General features: G+C 74.4%; 15 protein-coding genes. 5 read left to right on the top strand and 10 right to left on the bottom strand.

From position 1 onward, the window contains the following. Positions 1–70 precede the first annotated feature (70 nt). From EV378_RS25010 to EV378_RS25000, 3 genes are all read right to left on the bottom strand, one after another. Complete coding sequence (locus EV378_RS25010; RefSeq protein WP_207908860.1) at positions 71–3,424, bottom strand: ATP-binding protein; 3,354 nt, start codon at positions 3,422–3,424, stop codon at positions 71–73. Between the two features lie 29 nt (positions 3,425–3,453). Continuing rightward, positions 3,454–4,899, bottom strand: a complete 1,446-nt coding sequence (locus EV378_RS25005) for a vWA domain-containing protein (protein WP_132429860.1) — start codon at positions 4,897–4,899, stop codon at positions 3,454–3,456. A 273-nt stretch (positions 4,900–5,172) separates the two neighbouring features. After that, a complete protein-coding gene (locus tag EV378_RS25000) occupies positions 5,173–5,586 on the bottom strand; it encodes a hypothetical protein (protein WP_132429859.1) in 414 nt (137 codons plus the stop codon). A gap of 352 nt (positions 5,587–5,938) precedes the next feature. Between EV378_RS25000 and EV378_RS24995 the strand changes: the two genes are divergently transcribed. From EV378_RS24995 to EV378_RS24985, 3 genes are all read left to right on the top strand, one after another. Continuing rightward, entirely contained in the window at positions 5,939–6,646 is a 708-nt protein-coding gene (locus tag EV378_RS24995; protein WP_132429858.1) for a response regulator transcription factor, read from the top strand. Continuing rightward, the gene (locus EV378_RS24990; RefSeq protein ID WP_132429857.1) at positions 6,643–7,698 is read left to right on the top strand and encodes a sensor histidine kinase; all 1,056 of its coding nucleotides are present in this window, start codon (positions 6,643–6,645) and stop codon (positions 7,696–7,698) included. Before EV378_RS24995 ends, EV378_RS24990 begins: the two co-directional genes overlap by 4 nt. Before the next feature lie 1,151 nt (positions 7,699–8,849). After that, positions 8,850–10,292, top strand: a complete 1,443-nt coding sequence (locus EV378_RS24985) for a DUF4153 domain-containing protein (RefSeq protein ID WP_132429856.1) — start codon at positions 8,850–8,852, stop codon at positions 10,290–10,292. 999 nt (positions 10,293–11,291) lie between these two features. Here EV378_RS24985 and EV378_RS24975 read toward each other — a convergent pair. After that, a complete protein-coding gene (locus EV378_RS24975) occupies positions 11,292–12,176 on the bottom strand; it encodes an AAA family ATPase (protein WP_132429855.1) in 885 nt (294 codons plus the stop codon). 179 nt (positions 12,177–12,355) lie between these two features. Between EV378_RS24975 and EV378_RS24970 the strand changes: the two genes are divergently transcribed. Together EV378_RS24970 and EV378_RS24965 are read left to right on the top strand one after the other, a co-directional pair. Continuing rightward, positions 12,356–14,476: a RecQ family ATP-dependent DNA helicase gene (locus tag EV378_RS24970; RefSeq protein ID WP_132429854.1), complete on the top strand. Its 2,121-nt coding sequence runs from the start codon at positions 12,356–12,358 to the stop codon at positions 14,474–14,476. Between the two features lie 27 nt (positions 14,477–14,503). Continuing rightward, entirely contained in the window at positions 14,504–14,941 is a 438-nt protein-coding gene (locus tag EV378_RS24965; protein WP_132429853.1) for a nitroreductase/quinone reductase family protein, read from the top strand. A 611-nt stretch (positions 14,942–15,552) separates the two neighbouring features. Here EV378_RS24965 and EV378_RS24960 read toward each other — a convergent pair. The 6 genes from EV378_RS24960 to EV378_RS24935 form a co-directional block, all read right to left on the bottom strand. Beyond that, positions 15,553–16,761 (bottom strand): methyltransferase domain-containing protein, encoded by a 1,209-nt coding sequence (locus tag EV378_RS24960; protein ID WP_165922470.1) that lies wholly within the window; start codon positions 16,759–16,761, stop codon positions 15,553–15,555. Between the two features lie 49 nt (positions 16,762–16,810). After that, positions 16,811–17,938 (bottom strand): glutamate 5-kinase, encoded by a 1,128-nt coding sequence (gene proB / locus EV378_RS24955; RefSeq protein ID WP_132429851.1) that lies wholly within the window; start codon positions 17,936–17,938, stop codon positions 16,811–16,813. Next, positions 17,935–19,428: a GTPase ObgE gene (gene obgE / locus EV378_RS24950; RefSeq protein WP_132429850.1), complete on the bottom strand. Its 1,494-nt coding sequence runs from the start codon at positions 19,426–19,428 to the stop codon at positions 17,935–17,937. Before obgE ends, proB begins: the two co-directional genes overlap by 4 nt. Positions 19,429–19,531: 103 nt before the next feature. Next, on the bottom strand, positions 19,532–19,789 hold the full coding sequence (gene rpmA, locus EV378_RS24945; protein WP_132429849.1) for a 50S ribosomal protein L27: 258 nt from the start codon (positions 19,787–19,789) through the stop codon (positions 19,532–19,534). 13 nt (positions 19,790–19,802) lie between these two features. Next, complete coding sequence (rplU, locus tag EV378_RS24940; RefSeq protein WP_132429848.1) at positions 19,803–20,108, bottom strand: 50S ribosomal protein L21; 306 nt, start codon at positions 20,106–20,108, stop codon at positions 19,803–19,805. A 146-nt stretch (positions 20,109–20,254) separates the two neighbouring features. Beyond that, positions 20,255–23,560, bottom strand: coding sequence for a translation initiation factor IF-2 N-terminal domain-containing protein (locus tag EV378_RS24935; protein WP_132429847.1), 3,306 nt, complete (start codon positions 23,558–23,560; stop codon positions 20,255–20,257). Between the last annotated feature and the right edge of the window lie 161 nt (positions 23,561–23,721).

Genomic DNA, 23,721 nt, shown 5'->3' with positions numbered 1-23,721 from the left:
CGGCCCTCCCCCATCCCGAACGAAGGTGCCGTTCGCGCAATGACACTGCTCGAAGGTGCCGTTCGTTCGGTCAGGGGGTGACGGTCGGGTCCTCCGCGGCGAGGGCGGCGAGGGCCTTCTCCGCCCTGGCGCGCCAGAGGGGAGCGCCTGCCGCGTCGGCGACGGCGACGGCGTTGCGCAGATGCGCGACGCGCTCGGTGTACGGGCGGCCGACGAGCGCCGCCAGGTCGGCCAGCACCAGGTCGACGGGGCCGAGCGTGACCGTCCCGCTGGAGACGCCGGCGAGCATGCCCGCCCAGCCGGCGAGCTCGTCGTAGCAGCGGCGCCCGACCTCGACGTCACCCAGCCCGACGGCGACCTCGGCCCGCACCGACGTCCACAGCAGCCAGTAGTAGCTGCGCGACAGGAACGAATCCGGCCGCCACACCTCGCGCGCCCGGTCCGGCCGCCCGGCCGCGAGGAACGCGCCGGCCCGGAAGTCGCCGAACGTGGGCGGGAGCCGGTCGGCGAGCGCCTCCAGGGCGTCGGTCACCTCGCCGAGGCGCCCCTGGGCGTGCCGGACGACGAACCGCCCGACGACACCCATCGCGTATCCGTTCACCGAACCCGTCGCCACCAGCCGCTCGGTGACCGCGTCGTAGATCGCCTCGGCGCGCTCCAGGTCCCCGGCGATCAGCGCGCGCATCGCGGAGTAGACCTCCGCCCAGCCGAGCGTCATGCCGAGCTGTCCGGCCGGTGCGGCGGCGATCGCGGCGTCGACGTGCCGCTGGGCGCCGTCCAGGTCGTGCCGCGCGGCCTCGACCATGCACAGCACGTGGTGGCCCTGCGTGGTGTAGCCGGCGTGGCCCGCCTCGGCCGCGCGTTCGAGCAGCTCGGTGCCGACCGACTGCATCTCGTGCCACAGGTCCGGCCCGAGCGCGGCGAAGAACCGCCCGTTCAGCGCGACGCAGCGCAGCACCGGGTCGTCGTGGTCCTCGGTCAGCGCGACGGCCTCGGCGCTCGCCGAGCGGACGCGCTCGTCGTCGTCGCCCTCCAGCTCGAACACGAGCGCGGACAGCAGGCGCGTGCGGAGCGCGACGTCGGTCGTGCGGTCCAGTTCGGACTCCAGCAGCGCGACGAGATCGCGGTCGACACGCTGGTCGGGCCGGATCGTCCAGGACACCGGCGCGTCGTAGCTCACGAGCACGTCGGAGATGCGGTCGGTGCCACGGGCGCGGGCCATCGCGTCACGCCGGGCGGCGATCGCGGCGAACCCGTCCCCGGTCTGCGCCAGCGCCGTCACAAGCGCGCACCGCAGTGAGAGCTCGCGGTCGAGCGACGCACCGGCCGGTCCGGCGAGACCCACTGCGGCGCCGAGGAACCGGGCCGCCTCGCGGTGGCCTCCGAATGCCGCCGCGCTGTGCCCGGCCGCCTCGACGAGGTCCAGTGCGAGGTCCGGTGCGACGGCGGTGCCCGCGGCGAGCGCGTGGTGGCCGAGCGGGACGGCGTCGTCGGGGTGGACCCGCACGAGCGCGTCCAGCGCGGCCGCGTGCAGCCGGGCCCGGCGCAGCCGCGGGACGTCCTCGTAGAGCGTGTCGCAGACGAGCGCATGCGAGAACCGGATCCGGCCCGGCCCCGGCTCCAGTAGCAGTCCACTCAGGACGCCGATCTCGAGCGCGTCCAGACCCGTGTCCGGGTCGCCGGCGAGCTCCAGCGCGACGTCGACGTCGGCGTCCCGACCGAGAACCGCGATCCTTGACAGCGCGGAGCGCGCCGATCCCGGGAGCCGGGCCAGCCGCCGTCGCAGCACGTCCCGGACGCCCGCGGGCACGGTGTGCTCGGCCGCGGCCACGCCCTCGGAGGCGATCAGCCGGGCCAGCTCGCGCACGAACAGCGGGTTGCCGGCGGTGCGCTCGGCGACCAGCCGCGCCGTCGCGGGCGACGGGTGCGCGACGCCGTGGCGTTCCAGCAACATGACGACGTCGCCGGTGCCGAGCGGGGCGAGCCCGATGCGGTCGGCGATCGGGTCGGCCAGGGCGGCCAGCGCCGCTTCCAGGTCCTGGCCGATCTCGGCCCCGCGCAGCGTCGCCAGCACGAGCACCGGCGCTCCCGCCAGGCCGGTGACGGCGGCGCGCAGGATCTGCAGCGTCTCGCCCTCGGCGCGGTGCAGGTCGTCGAGAACCACGAGCAGTGGTCCGTCCGCGCTCGCCGCCGCGAGCAGGTCGACGACGGCGCGCCCGGCCCAGAACGTCCGCTCCCCCGCGCCGCCCGCGTCCTCGAGGGCGGCCAGCCGCTCGGCCGTCGCCGGGTCGGCCGGATGCGTGGCGAGCACCGCGTCGACGATCTCGCGCCATGCCCAGCCGGGCGGCGCGCCGGCGGCCTCCGGGCAGCGACCGGTGACGACGGTCCACCCGTCGGCGGCCCGTTCCGCGGCGAACGCGGCGGCCAGTGCGGACTTGCCCGCGCCCGCGTCGGCTGTGACGAGCACGAGCTGCGTCCCGTCGTCGACGCGGTCGGCCCTGCGTCGCAACCGGTCCAGCTCGGTCGCCCGTCCGACGAGCTCCGGCTGCTCACGCTGTCCGCGCCCGGTGGGGCGGGTGACCGCATCGATGCCGGCCGTCGGACCGGTGGGCGCTTCGACGCCCGTAGCCGGACCGGTCCCGGACGCGGCGGGCGGCGAGGTGACGTCGTGCGCGAGCACCGCCCGTTCCAGCTCACGCAGCTCCGGTCCCGGGTCGACGCCGAGCTCGTCGGCCAGCAGCCGGCGGGTGCGGTGCAGCACGGTCAGCGCGTCGGCCTGCCGCCCGGCGCGGTACAGCGCGAGCACGAGCAGCGCCACGGCGCCCTCGCGCAGCGGGTGGTCGTGCACGAGCCGTTCCAGGTCCGGCACGGCCGCGTCCGGGCGGGCGAGCTCGAGTCGGGCCCGCGCGCGTCGTTCCGTCGCGACGAGCCGCAGTTCCTCCAGGCGCCCGGCCTCCGGGGCCGCCCACGACGCGTCGGAGAACCCGGCGAACGCCGCACCCGACCAGCAGGCGAGCGCCTCGCCGAGCACCGACTCCGCCTCCGCGGGCGGCAGTTCCGCCGCGGACTCGACGAGCGCGGCGAACCGGCGGCTGTCCAGCGCGTCCGGCGCCAGCGCGAGCGCGTACCCGGGCGGGTCGCTGACCAGCACCGACGCCGGCGCCCGCGGCGGGCGGTCCGGTTCCAGCACCCGTCGCAGCCGGGAGACGTGCACCTGCAGCGCACCGAGTGCCTTCGACGGCGGCTCGCCGTGCCACAGGTCGTCGATCAGCGCGTCGGTGGACACCACGTCGCCACCGGCGACGGCGAGCCGGGCCAGCAGCTCCCGCTGGCGCCCACCTCCCGCGTCGACCGTCCTGCCGCCGACGTCGACCCGCAGCGGACCGAGGACGCGGACGCGCACGTCAGGTCCGCTCCCGTCCACGCGGACAGGGTAGGTGGTGATCGCCTCGATCACACGGGGAGCAGGCCCTCCACCACGTCGGTGAGCTGGCCGACCGTGCGGCACTCGTGCATCGGCAGCACGTCGGCGTAGCGCAGCGCGGCCGAGTCACCGCTGCCCCACTGCCGTCGCGGCTCCGGGTTCAGCCAGTGCGCGTGCCGCGCCTGCCCGGCGAGCCGTTTGAGGACGCGCAGGTTCGGGTCGCGGTAGTTCGTGCGCCCGTCGCCGAGGATCAACAGAGACGTCTTCGACGTGACCGTGGAGCCCCAGTGCTCGGCGAACCCGCCGAGCGCGTTGCCGTAGTCGGAGTGCCCGTCGAACGCGGTCAGCTTCGCCTCGCGCAGCACCCGCTGCATGACGCCGGAGAGCTCCGCCCCTGGCGCGAACAGGTGCGTCACCTCGTCGGTGCACTCGACGAACGCGAACACCCGCACCTTGGAGAACTGCTCGCGCAGCGCCTGGACGAGCAGCAGCGTGAAGTGGCTGAAGCCGGCGACCGAGCCCGACACGTCGCAGAGGATCACCAGCTCCGGGCGGCCCGGACGGCGCGTGCGGTAGGCCGGGTTCATCGGCACGCCGCCGGTGGACATCGACCGGCGCAGCGTGCGCCGCATGTCCAGCTGCCCGCGCTTGGACCGCTTGCGCCGCACCGCCAGGCGGGAGGCGAGCCGGCGGGCCAGCGGGTGCACGGTGCGCCGCAGCTGGGACAGCTGGTCGGCGTAGGCGGTGAGGAACTCGATCTGCTCGGTCTGCTTCGGCACCGACGAGCGGGCGACCTGGTCGCGACCGCGCTGCTCGGCGGTGCGGCGGCGCACCTCGTCGCGGATCATCTGGCGGAAGCGGGCGATCCGGTCCCGGATCTCGCGGCGGCGCACCTCGGAGACGAAGTCCGACTCGCCCTCCTGCTTGAGCCCGTCGAGGATCTTGGCCAGCAGCGTGTCCGGGGACAGCGCGTTCAGCGCCTGGTAGGCCGACCAGTTCGGACGGGCGGCCTGACCGCGCACGCCCTGCCCGGCCGCACCGGACGTGCCCATGGCGTCGACGGCGGCGCGGGCGAGGTCGCGCAGCGTCTCCTCGTCGCCGTCGCGCAGCAGATCGGCGAGGATCTCGCGCAGCGCGTCGACGTCGACCGGACCGTTCCCGTCGCCGTTCTCGCCGTCGTCGATCCTCGGAACGTCCACCTCGGACGCCCCGGCACCGATCACGGGTGGGAACCACAGGTCGAACAGCGCGTCGAACGTGTCGCGCTGGCCGGAGCGCCGCAGCAGCGCGGCCGCGAGGCCCTCCCGGAGATGGTCGCGCCGCAGCAGGTCCACCGCGCCGAGCACCTCGGCGGCGTCGACGGTCTCGCCCGGCCCGACCGCGACGCCCGCGGTCCGCAACGCGGCGACGAACCCGACGAGGTGGCCGGGCAGGCCGTGCTCGGAGGCCCGGGGCGAGCCGGTCGGTGCGGTCATGTCCTCATCATGCGTCGCGGTTCACCCGTGGGCCAACCCGTGGCCGGGCGCGGGACTCGTGCGCCGTCAGGTGCGTCGCGCGCCACAGCGGGCGTTCGAGTACCGATCGTGGCCGGACACACCGGAGCGCCGGACCGTGATCGGTCCGGCGCTCCGGAGGGGACGGCCGGTCGGGGCCGACCTGGTCCGTCGCCCGGCGGGGAGCGATCGGCCACGCGGCGGTTCGACGACGCTGTCGAATCCGCCGGGGCCGACCACACCGGGCTCGGGAGATCAGCTGTCCGAGCCGGAGTCCGATCCGGTGTCGGCGGTCCGCTGCGCCTGGTCGGTGGCCGGCGTGGCCTGGTCGGTGGCGCCCTGGTCGACGTTGCCGCCGTTGGAGCCCAGGTCGGACAGCAGGCCGTTGCCGGCCAGCCCGGTGAGCGCGTCGGCGGAGACCGGGAGGCCGGCCGTCGGCAGCGCCTGGGTGTTGGCCAGGCCGTCGGTCACGGACAGGTTCGGGGCCTGCGGCACCGCGCCGGTCAGGGCGTCGGTGGGCAGGGACTGGTCGAACGCGTTCTGACCGTCCGGGCCCTGCTGGAGGTCCTGCTCCAGCGGCGCAGCGTTGGCCAGTCCGGCACCGGCACCGAGCGCGGTCCCCACGCCGGCGGCAATCAGAACCGCGCGGCTCGCGAGGTCACGTCGCATCGTGTCACTCCTTATTCGACGACAGGTCTGTCACGAGGCCAACGCGGCCGCCCGCGGCACGGTTACTGTCCGCAGAGGGCCGATTGCAGATCCCCCGCGCACAGCGTCGATGTTCACCCGTTCGAGTGGGCAACCTCCGAGGCGGTCACGCAGAGCGGCAGCATGGTTGCGGCGAGTCGGCGAATCGGACGCTCCGGACGACCTTCACGCCGACGTACCGCGCGACCGCACTCGGCGGGAGCCGGTGACACCGCGCCCGATCACACGGCCGTCCCGCGGGACGGGGACGGTCTGCACAGAACCTTCACAGCGACTCCGCCCGCGGCACACATCCGGCTCCTACGCTGCCGCCATGACCCCGGACACACCGGCACGACGGGTGCTGGTCGTCGACGACGAGCCGTCGATCGCCGCCTCGGTCGCCGCCCGGTTACGAGCGGAGGGCTTCGTCGTGGACGTCGCGCACGACGGACCGGCGGCCGTGTCGCACGCCGCCGACGAGCCGCCCGACCTGGTCGTGCTCGACGTGATGCTCCCCGGGTTCGACGGGCTCGAGGTCTGCCGCCGGATCCAGGCCGTCCGCCCGGTGCCGGTCCTGATGCTCACCGCGCGCGACGACGAGACGGACATGCTGGTCGGCCTCGGCGTCGGCGCCGACGACTACATGACCAAGCCGTTCTCGCCACGTGAGCTCGCCGCGCGGGTACACGCCCTGCTGCGCAGGGTGGAGCGGTCGGCTCCGTCCACACCGGACCCCTCCGCGCCGGTCCTGCTCGGGGAGCTGGAGATCGACCACGCCGCGCGACGGGTGTCCATGGCCGGGGAGCCCGCCCACCTCACACCGCTGGAGTTCGACCTGCTGACGGCCCTGGCCGGGCGCCCGCGCGAGGTGCACGCCCGCGAGGTCCTGCTGCAACGGGTGTGGGGCTGGACCACCGGACCGGGCGCGCCGACCACCAGGACCGTGGACAGCCACGTGAAGGCGTTGCGGCGCAAGCTCGGCGCCGACCTGATCCGGACCGTGCACGGCGTCGGCTACGCGCTGGAGGTGCCCCGGTGATCGCTGCGCTGCAGAGGACGCTGCCCCGGCCGCTCGACCCGATCTCGTCGATCAAGGTCAAGCTGTGCCTGCTGCTGCTGGGCTCCGGCGTGCTCGGGATCGCCTACCTGTGGAACACCTACCGCTGGCTGCCGCCCGCGTCGGTCGTGCTGGTGACGGTCGCGATCGTGCTCGGGTCGGCGCTGGTGCTGGCGAACGGGATGACCCGGCCGCTGCGGGAGATGACCGAGGCCGCCGACCTGATGGCCCGCGGCGACTACTCGCGACGGGTGCGGGCCACCTCGCGCGACGAGGTCGGCAGGCTCGCCGAGGCGTTCAACCGGATGGCCGCCGACCTGGACACCGCGGACCGGGCGCGCCGCGAGCTCGTCGCGAACGTGTCGCACGAGCTGCGGACACCCATCGCCGTGCTGCAGGCCGAGCTCGAGAACGTCGTCGACGGCGTCGTCGAACCGGATCCGGAGACGCTGCGCACCGCACTGGCCCAGACCGAGCGGCTCGGTCGCCTGGTCGCCGAGCTGCTCGATCTGTCCCGTGTGGACGCCGGGGCGCAGGCGCTGGACGTCGACGACGTGCCGGTGCACGAGCTCGCCGGGGCCGCGGTCGCCGAGGTCGCGGTCGGTGCCCGGGTGGCCGGGCGGCGGATCGCGTTCCGGGTCGAGGTCGACCCGCCGGACGCGACGGCGCGCGCCGACCGCGCCCGCCTGCACCAGGTGCTGGTGAACCTGCTGGACAACGCCGCCCGGCACGCGCCGGGCGGGACCGAGGTCGTGCTGCACGCGCGACGGGCACAGGGGGAGCTCGTGATCGACGTGACGGACGATGGTCCGGGGATCGACGAGGCGGACCGGGACACCGTGTTCCACCGGTTCACCCGCGGGGAGCGGGCGGCGGGCGGCGGGACCGGTCTCGGGCTGTCCATCGCCCGGTGGGCGGTCGAGCTGCACGGCGGGCGGATCCGGGTGGTGGACCCGCCGTCCGCGTCCGGCTCCGGCTCGTCCGGCGACGGCCCGGGGTGCCGGATCCGCGTGACGCTCCCGGAGGCGTCGTGAGTGCCGGCACGTCGCGTACCGACCCGGCCGGGAACGGCTCCCGGGACACCGAGGGCCCCGCGGCGACCACGTCCCGGGACACCGACGGCGCCGCCGGATCCGCCGGCGCGCACACCGGCGCCGGGCTCGGTGTGGTGGCCCCCGGACCGGATACCGGCAGCGGGTCGGTCGCGGTGACCCCCGGGCCGGACACCGGAACCGCGGGTACGCCCGGTGTGCGGGCCGGTGCCGAACCCGCGCGGATCGGCTCCGTCGCACGGCCCGCCTGCATCGAGGCGGCGGTCGGGATCCGCCGACGATCGACCGCCGCCGGTGCAGGCGGCGCGACCGGCACGGTCGGTACAGACAGCGCGACCAGTACAGACGGCCCGGCCGATCCAGACGGCGCGACCGGTCCAGGCGGCACGGCCGGTTCAGGCGGCACGGCCGGTCCAGGCGGCACGGCCGGTGCAGGCGGCGCGACCGGTGCAGGCGGCACGGCCGGTGCAGGCGGCGCGGCCGGTCCAGGCGGCGCGACCGGTGCAGGCGGCACGGCCGGTCCAGGCGGCGCGACCGCCGCAGGCGGCACGGCCGGCGCAGACGGCACGGCCGGCGCAGACGGCACGGCCGGTACAGATGGCGCGACCGCCGCAGACGGCACGGCCGGCGCAGACGGCACGGCCGGTACAGATGGCGCGACCGCCGCAGACGGCACGGCCGGCGCAGACGGCACGGCCGGCGCAGACGGCACGGCCGGTACAGGTAGCGCGACCGCCGCAGACGGCCCGGCCGGCGCAGACGGCCCGGCCGGTACAGGTAGCGCGACCGCCGCAGACGGCCCGGCCGGCGCAGACGGCCCGGCCGGTATAGGTAGCGCAGCCGTTCCAGGCGGCCCGGCCGGTCCAGACGGCCCGGCTGATCCAGACGGCGCGACCGGTGCGGTCGGTGCATGCGGCGCGACCGGTCCAGGCGGCGCGGCCGGTGCAGACGGCGCGGCCGGCGCAGGCGTCGGAGCCGGTGCGGGCATCGGAGCCGGTGCAGGTGGCGCGGCCGGTCCGAGCTTCCGCTCTGCGGGGAACGGAGCCGGACTCCTCGCTCTTCCGGGCGGCCCGACGGCCGGGTTGACTCCCGCCGGCAGGCCGTGGCTGCCGGCCGGACCGGTTCCCGTCCGGGTGCTCGTCACCGCGGCCGTGGTCGGCGCCGTGCTGGCCCTCACGCTGAGCGGCACGGTCTCCGGGGTGGGCTGGACGCTCGCGGCGCTGGCCGTCGCCGTCGCGATGCCAGTCGTCGGGTGGCGCCCGCAGCGGGCCGTCGGGGCGCTGCTGCCGCGCCGGGTGGCCGTCGCCGAGTCCGGCTGGATCCCCGTGGCCGTCGCGCTGGCCGTCGTGCCGTCGGTGCGCGACGCGCCGTGGCTGGCCCTGCTGTGCCTGGCGGCGGCGGTCGCGGCGGGATCGCTCGGTGTCGTGGGGCGGTCGTCGCGCTCGGTCGTCGGCGGGATGCTCGCCGTCCCGTTCGCGATGGTGCGCGGCGCGGCGTGGGCGGCCCGCGGTCTGGGTGGGCTGCGCGGCGTCGCGGGCCTGCCGCGGCTCGGTATGTCGTTGCTGGCGGGGGTCGCGCTGCTGGTCGTGTTCGCGCCGCTGCTGGCCGGTGCGGACCCGGCGTTCGGTGCCCTGCTGGACGCGCTCGTCCCCCGCTTCGACGGGTCGTACGCCGTCGCACGGATCGTGTACTTCGCGCTCGGGGCCGCCGTCGTGCTCGCCGCGGCCGTCCTGGTCGCGGCGCGGACTGTGCCGCCGCTCGGCCCGGCCCGGCCCTCCCCGCTGCGCGGCGTGGAGTGGGCGCTGCCGATCGGGCTGCTCGTCGCGCTGTTCGCCGCGTACGTGGTGACGACGCTGTCCACGCTGTTCGGTTCCGACGAGCACATCCGGACGACGACCGGGCTCACCTACGCCGAGTACGCCCGCGGCGGGTTCTGGCAGCTGCTGGCCGTGTCCGCGTTGACCATGGCCGTCGTCGTGGCCGGGCTGCGCTGGACGCCGCTGCGCACGCCGGGCGATCGGCTCCGGGTCCGGCTGCTGCTCGGCGGGCTGGTCGCGCTGACGCTGGTCGTGGTCGGCTCGGCGCTCTACCGGATGTGGCTCTACCAGCAGGCCTACGGACTGACCTCGCTGCGGCTCGTGGTGGCCGCGACGGAGGTGTGGCTCGCCGCCGGGTTCGTGATCATGCTGGTGTCGGTGCTGCGGCTGCGTCCGGACCGGCCGACCCGCGGTGTGGTCGCGGCCGGGATGCTGACGCTGCTGGTGCTGGCGGTGCTCAACCCGGACCGTCTCGTCGCGTCACAGAACGTCGAGCGGTGGAGGGAGACCGGGAAGATCGACGTCTCCACCCTCGGCGAGCTGTCCGCGGACGCCGCACCGGTGCTCGCGACACTGCCGGAGCCGATCCGGTCCTGCGCGTTGACCGGTCTGCCGCCGTCGCTGGACCGGGCGGCCGCGGACGGGTGGCGGGCGGCGAACCTGTCCCGCGCCTCGGCCGCCGACCTGCTGGGTGGCTCGCGGCCGAGGTGCCCGGACGGGCTCTACCGGGGTCCGGCCCTCCTCACCGGCGAGGACTGATCCCGGGTGCCGTGACCGCCGGCCCTGAGCAGCGATGATCCTCAGTCGTGGAGCACGACGTTCGACGATCGAACGCCCGGCTCCACGGGTGCGGATCATCGGGCGTCGGTGACCGCGGGGCCGACGTCGAACCTCGCCACGCCGACCAGCGGCCCTCGTGCATGTTCGGCCGGCCGACGCCGCTGCATGATCGGTGATCCGGTGCGCATGCGCGCCGCCCACGGCGCACATCCGCGCCCGACTGCCGATCACCGGCGGGCCGGGCTCCCGTTCGCGTCCCGTCCCGCCATGACCGACGTTCCGGCGCGGATCCGGGGGTTCACGTGCCGGCGCGGATCCGGGGATCGACGTGCCGGCGCGGATCCAGGCGTTCGCGTGCCGGCGCGGATCCAGGCGTTCGCGTGCCGGCACGGATCCAGGCGTTCGCGTGCCGGCACTGACCCGGGCGTTCGCGTGCCGGCGCGGACCCGGGGATCGACGTGCCGGCGCGGATCCGCGCCACCACGGCACCGATCCGCGCCGGACCGGTGATCACCCCGTCGCATCGCCCCGGTGCGATGGTCGACGGTTGGGGAGCTGGACGTCCGCCGACCGAACGCCCAGCTCCACACGTGCGGATCACCCCGCGTCGGAACGGTCGTTCTCGCCGCCGCCCCTCACGCACCCCGTGTCGGCGTGCCGCACCCGCTGCAACCGGTGCGGCACGCCGGCGGAGGGTGCGGCACCTCGCGGAGGGGTGCGGCACCTCACCGAGCCGGGTACTCGTCGTCGAGCAGCTCCTGCGGGACCCGAAGAAGTCGTGGATCGCGCGCGGTCGCGGCATCGTGGTCAGCGCCGTGGCGCCGACGTACCAGTGCGCGGACATGACAAGGATCGCCCGTAGTCGCGGCACGGACTCGCCGAACGCCCGCCACGCCGCCGTGCGGCGGTCGTCGGACATGGCGTTCGTCGGGTTGCCGTGCCCCGGGAACGCCGCGGGCATCACGTCCGTCGGGAAACCTAGTTCAGCCGCAGCTCCGCGGCCGCCTTCTCGGCGTCGGACTGGTGCTTGAGCACGACGCCCAGGGTGGCGCGCACGGTGTCGTCGTCGAGCGTGTCCAGCCCGAGCGCTAGCAGCGTCCGGCCCCAGTCGATCGTCTCGGCGACACTCGGCACCTTGCGCAGCTCCATGGCGCGCAGCACGCGGACGGTCCGGACGAGCGCATCGGTGAGCGCCTCGGTGAGCTCCGGGACGCGGGTGAGCACGATCCGGCGTTCCAGGTCGGCGTCCGGGAAGTCCAGGTGCAGGAACAGGCAGCGCCGCTTGAGCGCCTCGGAGAGCTCGCGCGTGGAGTTCGACGTGAGCAGCACGAACGGCGTGCGCGTCGCCGTCACCGTGCCCATCTCCGGGATCGAGACCTGGTAGTCGGACAGCACCTCCAGCAGGAGTCCCTCGACCTCCACGTCCGCCTTGTCGATCTCGTCGACGAGCAGCACGGTCGGGTCCTCGCGCCGGATCGCGGTCAGCAGCGGGCGCGGGAGCAGGAACTCCTCGGAGAACACGTCGTCGCGGGTGGCGTCCCAGTTCTCCTGGCCCTGACCGGCCGTGATCCGCAGGAGCTGCTTGGCGTGGTTCCACTCGTACAGCGCGCGGGCCTCATCGATGCCCTCGTAGCACTGCAGGCGCACCAGCCCGGAGCCGGTGGCCTCGGCGACGGCCTTCGCCAGCTCCGTCTTGCCGACGCCGGCCGGTCCCTCGACCAGCAGCGGCTTGCCGAGCTTGTCGGCCAGGTAGACGGTGGTCGCGACGCCGGTCGAGGCGAGGTAGCCGACCTGGGCGAGCCGCTCCGCGACGTCGTCGACGGAGCCGAACTGCGGCTTCTGCGGGGCACTCACGCGGATCATCCTGCACGGTCGACCCCCGGTGTGCCGCACCGCCGGCCGCTGCCGGTGACCCGAGTCACAGGCCCTCTCGGGCCGATGATCGGTGGGATCGGCCGATCCGCGCCATCCGTGGCGCGATCGGGACCGATTCCGCCGATCACCGGGCTCCGGCCGGGGAACTGTCGGGGGTCGGGTCCACCATGGGATCCGTGACGACCACCGAGCAGGACCTCCGTGCCCGTGCCGAAGAGGTGCTGTCCACCCTCGCGGGTGAGGACGCCCGGCTCCGTGAGGACCAGTGGACGGCGATCGAGGCGCTGGTCGCGCAGCACCGGCGCGCGCTCGTCGTGCAGCGCACCGGGTGGGGCAAGTCGGCCGTGTACTTCGTGGCCACGGCGTTGCTGCGGGAGCAGGGCGCCGGACCGACGGTGATCGTGTCGCCGCTGCTGGCCCTGATGCGCAACCAGATCGACGCCGCGATCCGTGCCGGGATCGTCGCGGTCACGGTGAACTCGGCGAACAACGACGAGTGGGACGCGGTCTACGCCGACATCGAGAACGGTGACGTGGACGTCCTGCTCGTCAGCCCGGAGAGGCTGAACAACCCGGACTTCCGGGACCGCGTGCTGCCGAAGCTCGCGGCGAGCGCGGGCATGCTCGTCGTGGACGAGGCGCACTGCGTCTCCGACTGGGGGCACGACTTCCGGCCGGACTACCGGCGCCTGCGCACGCTGATCGTCGAGCTGCCGTCCGGGATCCCGGTGCTGGCGACGACGGCGACGGCGAACGACCGTGTGGTCACCGACGTGTCCGAGCAGCTGGATCTCGGCACCGGCGAGCAGACCCTGGTGCTGCGCGGGTCCCTGGACCGGGAGAGTCTGCGGCTCGCCGTCGTGCCGTTGCCGACGCCCGCGCGCAGGCTGGCGTGGCTCGCGTCCAAGCTCGACGAGATGCCCGGCGCCGGGATCGTCTACACGCTGACCGTGCAGGCGGCCGAGGACGTCGCGGAGTTCCTCACCGAGCGCGGGTTCGCCGTCCGGTCGTACTCCGGGAAGACCGCCCCGGACGAACGTCTGGACGCCGAGGCGGACCTGCTGGGGAACCGCGTGAAGGCCCTGGTCGCGACGAGCGCGCTCGGCATGGGCTTCGACAAGCCGGACCTCGGGTTCGTGGTCCATCTCGGGGCGCCGGCGTCGCCGGTCGCCTACTACCAGCAGATCGGCCGCGCCGGTCGCGCGCTGGAACGCGCCGAGGTCGTGCTGCTGCCGGGCCGCGAGGACCGCGACATCTGGGCCTACTTCGCCTCGCTCGCGTTCCCGCCGGAGCCGCTCGTCCGCCAGACGCTCGGCGTGCTGTCCGACCAGCCGCTGTCCACCGCATCGATCGAGACGCGCGTCGACCTGTCGCGCACCCGGCTGGAGATGCTGCTCAAGGTGCTCGACGCGGACGGCGCGGCGAAGCGGGTGAAGGGCGGCTGGATCGCCACCGGCGTCGACTGGCACTACGACGCCGAGCGCCACCGCCGGGTCGCCGAGGCCCGCAGGACCGAGCAGCAGGCGATGCTGGACTACATCGCCACCGACGAGTGCCGGCTGGTGTTCCTGCGCCGCCAGCTCGACGACCCGGATCCCACGCCGTGCGGCCGCTGCGACACGTGCACCGGCACGGTCTGGTCCGACGACGTGTCCGCCGACGGCGAGGCGGCCGCCGACGAGCGACTGTCCCGCCCGGGCGTCGAGGTCCCGCCGCGCAAGATGTGGCCCAGCGGGATGGCCGAGCTGGGGGTCGACGTGTCCGGGAAGATCGCGGCAGGCGAACTCGCCGGCGTCGGCCGCGCGATCGGCCGCCTCTCCGACATCGGCTGGGGCACACGGCTGCGTGAGCTGCTCGGTTCCGAGGACCGGCCGGCCGACGACGTGCCGGTCCCGTCCGACGTGCTCGACGCCGTCGTCCGGGTGCTCGCCGGGTGGGGCTGGGAGCGGCGCCCGGTCGGCGTGATCGGGATCGGCTCGCGCACCCGGCCGCACCAGCTCGAGCATCTGGCCCGGCGGATCGCCGAGATCGGCCGGCTTCCGCTGCTCGGCACGCTGCCGCCCGTCGGGGAGAAGCCGGGCGCGCGGGAGAACTCGGCGCAACGCCTGGCCGCGGTGTGGGGCGGTCTGGACACGGCGGCGCTACCGGATTTGTCCGGTGTGGACGGCCCGGTGCTGCTCGTCGACGACGTCCTGGACACCGGCTGGACGATGACCGTCGCGGCCCGTGCGGTGCGGCGGGCGGGTGCTCCGGAGGTGCTGCCGCTCACGCTCGCCGTCGACGGCTGAGCCGTTCGGCCGCACTAGAGTCGGGTCATGCCCCACGACCTCGTGCTCAAGGGAATGAACGCCGCCCACCGCGTGCTCATCGCCGTCACCGGTGGCCGGGTCGGTCACGACGCGATGGGGATGCCGGTCCTGGAACTGACGACGACCGGCCGCCGCTCGGGTGAGCCGCGCACGGTCCTGCTCACGGCTCCGCTGACCGAGGGCGACGCCTACGTGGTGGTCGCGTCGCGCGGCGGCGACGACCAGCACCCGGCGTGGTTCCTCAACCTGCGCGACCGCCCGGACGTCGAGGTGGCGGTCAAGGGCGGTGCCCGCGAACCGATGCACGCCCGCATCGCCGACCCGGAGACCCGTGCACGCCTGTGGCCGCAGATCGCCGGGCGCTACCGCAACTACGCCGGCTACCAACGCCGCACCGAGCGGGAGATCCCCCTGGTGCTGTTGGAACCGCGCGCGACCGCCTGAGACCGCGCCGCTCTCCGCGCCGCCCCCTGCGCCGGCCCCGACAGGTTGGCGCCGTCATGATCAGCGGAACTGGTCGGAACGCGCCATCCGTGGCGCCTCAGTGCCACTCCCGCCGATCATGACTGGGGCAGACCCCGCATGATCAGCGGGACTGGTCGGAACGCGCCACCAGTGGCGCCCTGGTGCCACTCCCGCCGATCATGACCCAGCCTCGACGGGCGCACCGCATGCAGCGACGGGCCCGGGCGCGCGGCGACCAGCATGATCGGCAGAACCGGTCAGATCACGCCGCCTGTGGCGCGTCCATGCCACTCCCGCCGATCATGGAGAGGCGGGCCACCTCTCGGCCGGGCAGGCGCGGCCGGGCAGGCGCGGCCGGGCAGGTGGCGCCGAGCTCACCCAGCCCGGCAGATGGCGCCGAACTCACCCAGCCCGACACCTAGCACCGAACTCACCCAGCCCGGCACGTAGCGCCGAGCTCGCCCGGGCCGTGATGCCGGGCAGACGCAGCCGGGCAGACGCAGCCGGATAAGTGGTGGCGGACAAGCGCAGCCGGACAGGTGGCTGGTGGACAAGCGCAGCCGGACAGGTGGGGGTGGGATCGGCGATTGTCACGGTGTGCGGATGCGCAGGCGTGCCGACTGCGTGTGTACGACGGTGTCCAGGCCGGGCCCGGTCGTGGCCTCGGAAAGGGTGTCGCCTGTGGAGCCCGGACCGACGTCCGCCTCGATCCGCAGGTCGGCAGCTTGCGGGTGCCCCGCGGCGATCCAGCCGTCGACGAGTGCGGCGAGGCGGGTCGCGGCCCGTGCACCGCCGTCGCCGAAGCCGTGGATCGTCCGCTCCGGGTCGCTGACGAGGAGGGCCACGCCGTCGTCGCACGCGAGCCCGACGGCGAACCGCCCGGCGCTCGAGCCGAGCAGCGAGCGGCCGAGTGTCGACTCCGCTGCCGGCCCCTCGGCCAGGAGCCGGAACACGGCCGGGTCGGCGATCGCGCACCAGAGTCCCAGCCCGTCCCACACGTCGGCGGCCGACGCGGGGCACCCGGACGGGATCTCGGCCGTGACGGGTCCGGTGAGCGCATCGTCCACGCACGAGTTTGCCTCGGACAGCTGGACCGACCAGCCGGGAGTCCCGAGCGCGACCGTCCCGGAGTCGCCGGCACCCACCCCACGGAGGCGGACGAACGCGCAGCCGCGCACCGACACCGACTCCAGCCGCCGGGGGCCGGTGCGCGCGAACGCGATCGACAGCTGGCTGCCGCGGACCGCGAGCGGTAGCAGGAGGCGACCGTCCGAGGTCAGCTGGTCGACCCACTCCGGACGGATGTCGGTCGCCCCGACGGTCAGCTCGATCCGGTCGTACGGGGCGCCCGGCGGGTGACCCACCGCGCCGTCGGCGACCAGGGCGTCCACACCGGACACACCGGCGGCGGCGAGGTTCTCCCGGGTGCGGGCGACGAGGTCGTCGTCGATGTCCACGGTCGTCACCGTGCCGGTGGGGCCGGTGATGCGGGCCAGCAGCGCGGCGTTCCAGCCCGCCCCGGCACCGATCTCGAGGATCCGGTCCCCCGGCTCGACACCCAGCTGCTCGAGCATGATCCCCACCATCGACGGCTGGGACACCGAGCTGAGCGTGACGCCGTCGGCGATCTTGATCGGGACGGCCTCGTCCGCGTAGGCGTCCTCGGGTTCGAGGTCGGGCAGGAACAGATGTCGGGGCACGGTCGACAGTGCCTCGGCGACCGGGTCGCTGCGCACCCGACCCTCGCGCATCAGCTCCGTGACCAGGTGGGCACGGGCGCGGGCGACGGCGTCCGGCATGGGGCGCATCCTGCCGAGGACGACCGTCCCGCGACAAGCGGGGCGGCGCCTACAGGAGAACCAGGTCGTCGGCGTGCACGATCTCCCGCCGCTGCTCGGGCGGCAGGTCCCGGGAGCGCCTGCCGATGATCGACGGGAGCTCGTCGGCGTCGTAGCTGACCACACCGCGCCCGACGACCCGGCCGTTCGGCCCGAGCAGCTCGACGACGTCGCCGGCGTGGAACTCCCCGGAGATCCCGTGGACGCCGGCCGCCAGCAGGGACCGCCGACGCTTCCGGACGGCCTCGACGGCGCCGTCGTCGAGATCGAGCGCGCCCCGCACGTCCGCGGCGTGCCGCAGCCAGAACCGCCGTGCCGACATGCGGCGCCCCGACGAGCGGAACGCGGTGCCCACGCCGGGCTCGTCGGACAGCGCCTCGACGGCGTGTTCCGACGATGCCAGCAGCACCGGGATCCCGGCCGCGGACGCCATCGCTGCGGCCGTCACCTTCGTCGCCATCCCGCCGGTCCCCAGCCCGGAACCGGCCCGGGTCACGCTCACCTCGGCGAGCGTCTCCGCCGGATCGTCCACCTCGGACAGCAGGCGGGCGCCGGGGCGGCGCGGGTCGTCGTCGTAGAGACCATCCACGTCGGACAGCAGCACGAGCGCGTCCGCCCCGACGATGTGGGCGACGAGTGCTCCCAGCCGGTCGTTGTCGCCGACCCGGATCTCGTCGGTGGCGACCGTGTCGTTCTCGTTCACCACCGGCAGCGACCCGAGCCCGAGCAGGCGCTCCAGCGTGCGCTGAGCGTTGCGGTAGTGCGAGCGGCGGATCATGTCGTCGGCGGTCAGCAGGACCTGGCCGATGCCCTGGTCGTAGCGGGCGAAGGACGCCGAGTAGGCGTGTGCGAGCAGCAGCTGCCCGACGGCGGCCGCGGCCTGCTGGGTGGCCAGGTCGCGCGGACGGCGGCGCAGTGCGAGCGGGGCGAGACCGGCAGCGATCGCTCCGGAGGACACCAGCACGATCTGCGTGCCGTTCTTGCGACGGCCCATCAGCGCGTCCACGAGTGCGTCGAGGCGCGCCGGGTCGAGACCGCCGGACAGGCTCGTCAACGACGACGACCCGACCTTGACCACGATCCGCCGGGCCGCCCCGATCCGTTGCCGGGGCGACCCGGTGTCGGAGGAGGTGCTCATCGCTCGGGGTCGTCGAGCTCGTGGTCCGACGCGTACCGCGCCCCCGCGGCGAGCTCGGCGTCGGACAGGTGCGACCGCCGGGACGCCCGGTCGCGCTTGCGCTGGTCGGCGCCGATGCGGTCGGTGGCGTCCAGCCGCGTGTCGGTGCCGCGGCCGGACATCGTCATCGCGACACCGGCCGGGGTGCTCGGCTCCCAGTCGAACGTCATGTCGCCGATCGTCACCGGGCAGCCGGGCACGGCACCGGCCTTCGCCAGCGCCTCCTCGACACCGAGGCGGGCGAGCCGGTCGGCGAGGTACCCGACGGCCTCGTCGTTGTCGAACGCCGTCTGCCGGATCCAGCGCTCCGGACGGTCGCCGCGCACGACGAACCCGCCGTCGACCTCCGGATCGACCTCGACCGTGAACCCGCTGTCCCCGACGGCCTTCGGCGTGATCACGACGCGGGACGCCTCGCGCGGGGTTTCGGACGCCCGGTGCGCGGCGACGGCCGCACCCATCGCGAACGACAGCTCGCGCAGCCCGGCCCGGCTCGCCGTGGAGATCGGGAAGATCGGCCAGCCGAACCGCTCGTCGAGGTCGGCGCGCACGATCTCGACGAGCTCGGCGGCGTCCGGAACGTCGATCTTGTTCAGCGCGATCAGACGCGGACGGTCGTCGAGCGACCCGCCGAGCGCTGGGGTGTAGCGGGCCAGCTCGGCCTCGAGCGCCTCGATGTCGGCGACCGGGTCGCGCTCGGTCTCGAACGTCGCGCAGTCCACGACGTGCACGAGGACCGAGCACCGCTCGATGTGGCGCAGGAACTCCAGGCCGAGGCCGCGACCGTCGGACGCCCCGGGGATCAGCCCGGGCACGTCCGCGACGGTGAACGTCTCGTCGCCTGCGCTGACGACACCGAGCTGCGGCACGAGCGTCGTGAACGGGTAGTCGGCGATCTTCGGACGGGCCGCGGACAGCACCGAGACCAGCGACGACTTGCCGGCCGACGGGAAACCGAGCAGGCCGACGTCGGCGAGCGACCGCAGCTCGAGCGTGAGCGTGCGCTCCTCGCCGGGCTCGCCGAGCAGCGCGAAGCCGGGGGCCTTGCGCGCCGGGGAGGCCAGCGCCGCGTTGCCGAGCCCGCCGCGACCACCCTGCGCGGCGACGAACCGCGTGCCGTCTCCGACGAGGTCGGCGAGGATCTCGCCGTCGTCGTCGAACACGACGGTGCCGTCCGGTACGCGCAGCTCCATGTCCTGCGCGTTCGCTCCGGTCTTGAACGCTCCCTGGCCCTGCGTACCGCCACGGGCCCGCTGGTGCGGGTGGTGGTGGAAGTCCAGGAGCGTGTGCACTCCCGTGTCGACGACCAGCACGATCGATCCGCCCCGGCCGCCGTTGCCGCCGTCCGGACCGCCGAGCGGCTTGAACTTCTCACGGTGCACCGAGGCACACCCGTTGCCGCCGGCGCCCGCGGTTGCGTGCACCACGACGCGGTCCACGAACCGGGACATCGCTTGCTCCTGCCTTCACCGATCGAAACAGACGAACGGCGGGCCATCCCCCATCGCTGGGGGCTGACCCGCCGTCGGCGCGTGCTGGTGTGCGGCGCGGGTCTCAGACCTCGGCCGGCACGATGTCGACGACCTTGCGGCCGCGACGGTGACCGAACTGCACCGATCCTGCGATCAGCGCGAACAGCGTGTCGTCCTTGCCGCGGCCGACGCCGACACCCGGGTGGGTGGCGGTGCCGCGCTGGCGGATCAGGATCTCGCCGGCCTTGACGGTCTGGCCGCCGAAGCGCTTCACGCCGAGGAACTGGGCGTTCGAGTCGCGACCGTTGCGCGAGCTGGACGCACCCTTCTTGTGAGCCATGGCTGCGTCTCCTCTACTTGCCGATGCCGGTGACCTGGACCTTCGTCAGCGGCTGACGGTGGCCCTGACGCTTGTGGTACCCGGTCTTGTTCTTGAACTTGTGGATCCGGATCTTCGGACCCTTGGTGTGCTCGACGACGGTGGCCGTGACCGCGGAGGTCAGGCCGCTGACGTCGGTGGTCACCTGGTCGCCGTCGACGAGCAGCACCGCGGGCAGCGTGATCTCGGCGCCGGGCTCACCGTCGATCTTCTCGACGGTGACGACGTCGTCCACGGCCACCTTGTACTGCTTGCCGCCGGTCTTGACGATCGCGTACATCGTTGACGCACGACTCCTGATGATCGGGGGACGCTTGCGCGCTTCCGGGCTTCTCGCACGCCCGTTCCGGCGCGCACGCCACCACCCGATGTCTGGCTCAAGTGGGGCTTCCGACGTCCCAGGATACGGATGCTGATTTCCTAGGGTCAAACCGGGTCGGACTCGCCGTTTCCCCCGGTCTGCGGGCTGTCACCCGGCTCGGCCTCCGCGGGCGGCGGCCCGGCCGGACGGGAGGCCGCCCGGCGCGGACGGCGCGTCCGCGTCGCGACGGTCGGCGGCTCCGGCTGGGGTGCCACCGGCGGCGGCGGGGCCGCGGGCGGCTCCGGCTCCGACGCGGACGTGGTGATCACGACCGGCTCGGCCGTCGCAGCGGGCGATCCGGCGGAGCGCACCACCCGTCCCCGACGACGGCGCTGGGCCGGCTCGTCGGCCGCGCCGTCGCCGTTGCGGTGACCGGCGTCCTCGACCGTCGACTCCGCCGCGGCGGGCGCCGTGACCGGCTCCGGCATCGGCTCGGAGGCCGGCACCGGCTCGGCCGCCGTGGCGGCCCCTTGCTCCGCGGCGGGCGCCGTCTCCGCGGCAGGCGCCGACCCGGCGGGGGCGGCCGGAGAGGGCTCCTCCGGCACCGTCACGGACGGCGTCACGGCGGCGACCTCGGCGTCCGGGCCGGTCGTCGACGCCGTCGCTGCGACGGCGTCGGCCGTCCCCGCGGCGGCCGTCTCCACGGCCACGGACCCGTCCGTCTCGGCGGCCGACCGGTTCACCCGGCTCGCCGCCTCGACCAGCGCCACACCGGCCACGGCCGAGCTGGTGTCCACCTCGACGGGCTGGCGGTCCCCGCCACCGCGGCGGCCCCGGGAGCGCGACCGGCGCCCGTTGCCGTCGCCGGACCCGTTCTGGCCGTTGCCGTTGCCACTGCCGTTCTGGCCGTTCTGCCCGTTGCCGTTGTGGCCGTTGCCGTTCCCGCTGTGACCGTGGTCGTGCCCGCCGGACAGCGTGCCGTCCGTGGAGACGATCACGCCGCGGCCGCGGCAGTGCTCGCACGGCGTCGAGAAGTGCTCGAGCAGTCCGCCGCCGACCCGCTTGCGGGTCATCTGCACGAGCCCGAGCGACGTGACCTCGGCGACCTGGTGACGCGTGCGGTCCCTGGCCAGGCACTCGGTGAGCCGGCGCAGGACCAGGTCCCGGTTCGCCTCGAGCACCATGTCGATGAAGTCGACGACGATGATCCCGCCGATGTCGCGCAGCCGGAGCTGGCGCACGACCTCCTCGGCGGCCTCGAGGTTGTTCCGGGTGACCGTCTCCTCGAGGTTTCCGCCGGAGCCGGTGAACTTGCCGGTGTTCACGTCGACGACGGTCATCGCCTCGGTCCGGTCGATCACCAGCGTGCCGCCGGAGGGCAGCCAGACCTTGCGGTCGAGCGCCTTGAGCAGCTGCTCGTCGATCCGGTGCTCGGTGAACACGTCGGACGTGCCGGTGTGCCGGTGCATCCGGTCGCTCAGCTCGGGCGCGACGTGCTGCACGTAGCCCGCGACCGTGTCCCACGCGTCGTCACCGGAGATGATCAGCCGGGAGAAGTCCTCGTTGAACTGGTCGCGCACGACCTTGACCAGCATGTCCGGCTCCTCGTAGAGGAGTGTCGGGGCCTTGGGCGCGCCCTTTCCGGTCTTCTCGGACTTCTCCTTGACGACCTCCCACTGCGCCTGCAGCCGTCGGACGTCGCGCTCCAGCGCCTCGTGGCTCACACCCTCCGACGCGGTCCGGATGATCACACCCGCGTCCGAGGGGACGATCTCCTTGAGCATGTCCTTGAGCCGCTTGCGCTCGGTGTCGGGCAGCTTGCGGCTGATCCCGGCGGCGCTCCCGACCGGCACGTACACGAGGAACCGGCCGGCCAGGCTGATCTGGGTGGTCAGCCGCGCGCCCTTGTGCCCGACCGGGTCCTTCGTGACCTGCACGAGGACCTGGTCGCCGGACGACAGCGCCTGCTCGATCTTGCGGGCCTTGCCGTTCAGGCCGGCCGCGTCCCAGTTCACCTCACCGGCGTAGAGCACGGCGTTGCGGCCGCGCCCGATGTCGACGAACGCCGCCTCCATGCTGGGCAGCACGTTCTGCACGCGACCGAGGTAGATGTTGCCGACCATGCTGCCGTCGCCGGAGCGGCCGCCGGTGATGAAGTGCTCGACGAGGACGTCGTCCTCCAGCACGCCGATCTCGGTGCGATCGGACAGCTGACGGATCACCATCGAGCGGTCGACGGACTCGCGCCGGGCCAGGAACTCCGACTCGGACAGGATCGGCGGACGGCGCCGTCCGGCGTCCCGTCCGTCCCGGCGGCGCTGGCGCTTGGCCTCCAGGCGGGTGGAGCCGCGCACGCCCTGCACACCGTCGTCGGAGGAGTCGGAGTCCTTGTCCTGGGTCCGCGGCTGGCGGACCTTCGTGACGGTGTTCGGCGGGTCGTCGTCGCCGCGATCGTCGCCGTTGTCCGATCCGCCACGACGACGACGGCGCCGCCTGCGCTTGGATCCGCCGCCGTCCGATGAGTCGTCGGTCTCGGAGTCGGTGGAGTCGGAGTCCTCGGTACTCCCGGACTCGTCGTCGGAGTCGGACGACGAGTCGGACGTGTCGTCGCCGTCCTCGCCGTCGGTCTCCTCGCCGTCGGCGCCGCGGCCACGTCCGCGACCACGACGTCCCCTGCGACGACGCCTGCGGGCGCCGCCGTCGTCGTCGGAGTCGTCCTCGGACCCGTCGCCGGAGGCCTCCGACGCGTCCTCGTCCTCGGCCTGCGCGGCTGTCTCCTCGGCCTGCGCAGCCGTCTCCTCGGCCTCCTCGACGGCCGGCTCGGCGTCCTTCTTCCGTCCGCGCTTGCCGCGGCCGGACTTGCCGGACGGCTTGGCCCGGTCCGCGGACTCCACCTCGGCGGTCTCCCCGTCCGCGGCCGGCGCCGTGGCCGCGGAGCCGGATCCCGGGGCCTGGAACATCGGCGCCGCGTTGAAGACCGGCGCGAGACCGGCCGCGCGCTTCGCGGGCGCGTCGGCGGGCGGCGCCACGGCGGCGGCGAGTGCGGCAAGGTCCGGCGTGTCGTCGGTCTGCGCGTCGGTCGCGGGGGTGCCGAGCTGCGAGGCCTCGGGCGACGGGTCCGGCGCGGCCGGCTCCTCCGGCGCGGCCGCCGCGGCGGGGGCGGCCTCCTGCTCACCGAGCCCCGGAACGGCCTCCGCCACGCCGCCGAGTGCGGCGATCACCTGCTCGGCGGTGGCGCGCGTCACGCTGGACTGGGCGCTGCGCACCTCCTGCCCGAGCTCGGAGAGCGCGGACAGCACCTGCTTGCTGGTCCTGCCGACGAGGCGGGCCAGTGCGTGCACCCGCAGCTTCTCGGGGAGGTCCGGTGTGGTGGGGCCGGACACCCCGGACTGCCCACCGGTCTCCCCGGCGGGCGAATCATCGATCGACATTGAGCTCCTTCGTCCCCGGGCGCCTTTCTCGAAGGCGGCCGCGCAGGGACCTTGCGTTCTTCTCCGCGCCGCGCTCGGGTGCGCGGTGCGGCACATCTGGTGTGTCGCCGACACCGGCTTGCAGGTGCTGCCGCGACGGCGTGGCGAGGTCCTCCCCGTCG

It is taken from the genome of Pseudonocardia endophytica, assembly GCF_004339565.1.
GTDB lineage: Bacteria > Actinomycetota > Actinomycetes > Mycobacteriales > Pseudonocardiaceae > Pseudonocardia > Pseudonocardia endophytica.
Note: the sequence above shows the minus strand (reverse complement) of the source record. Positions and strands in the feature narration are given on the sequence as shown.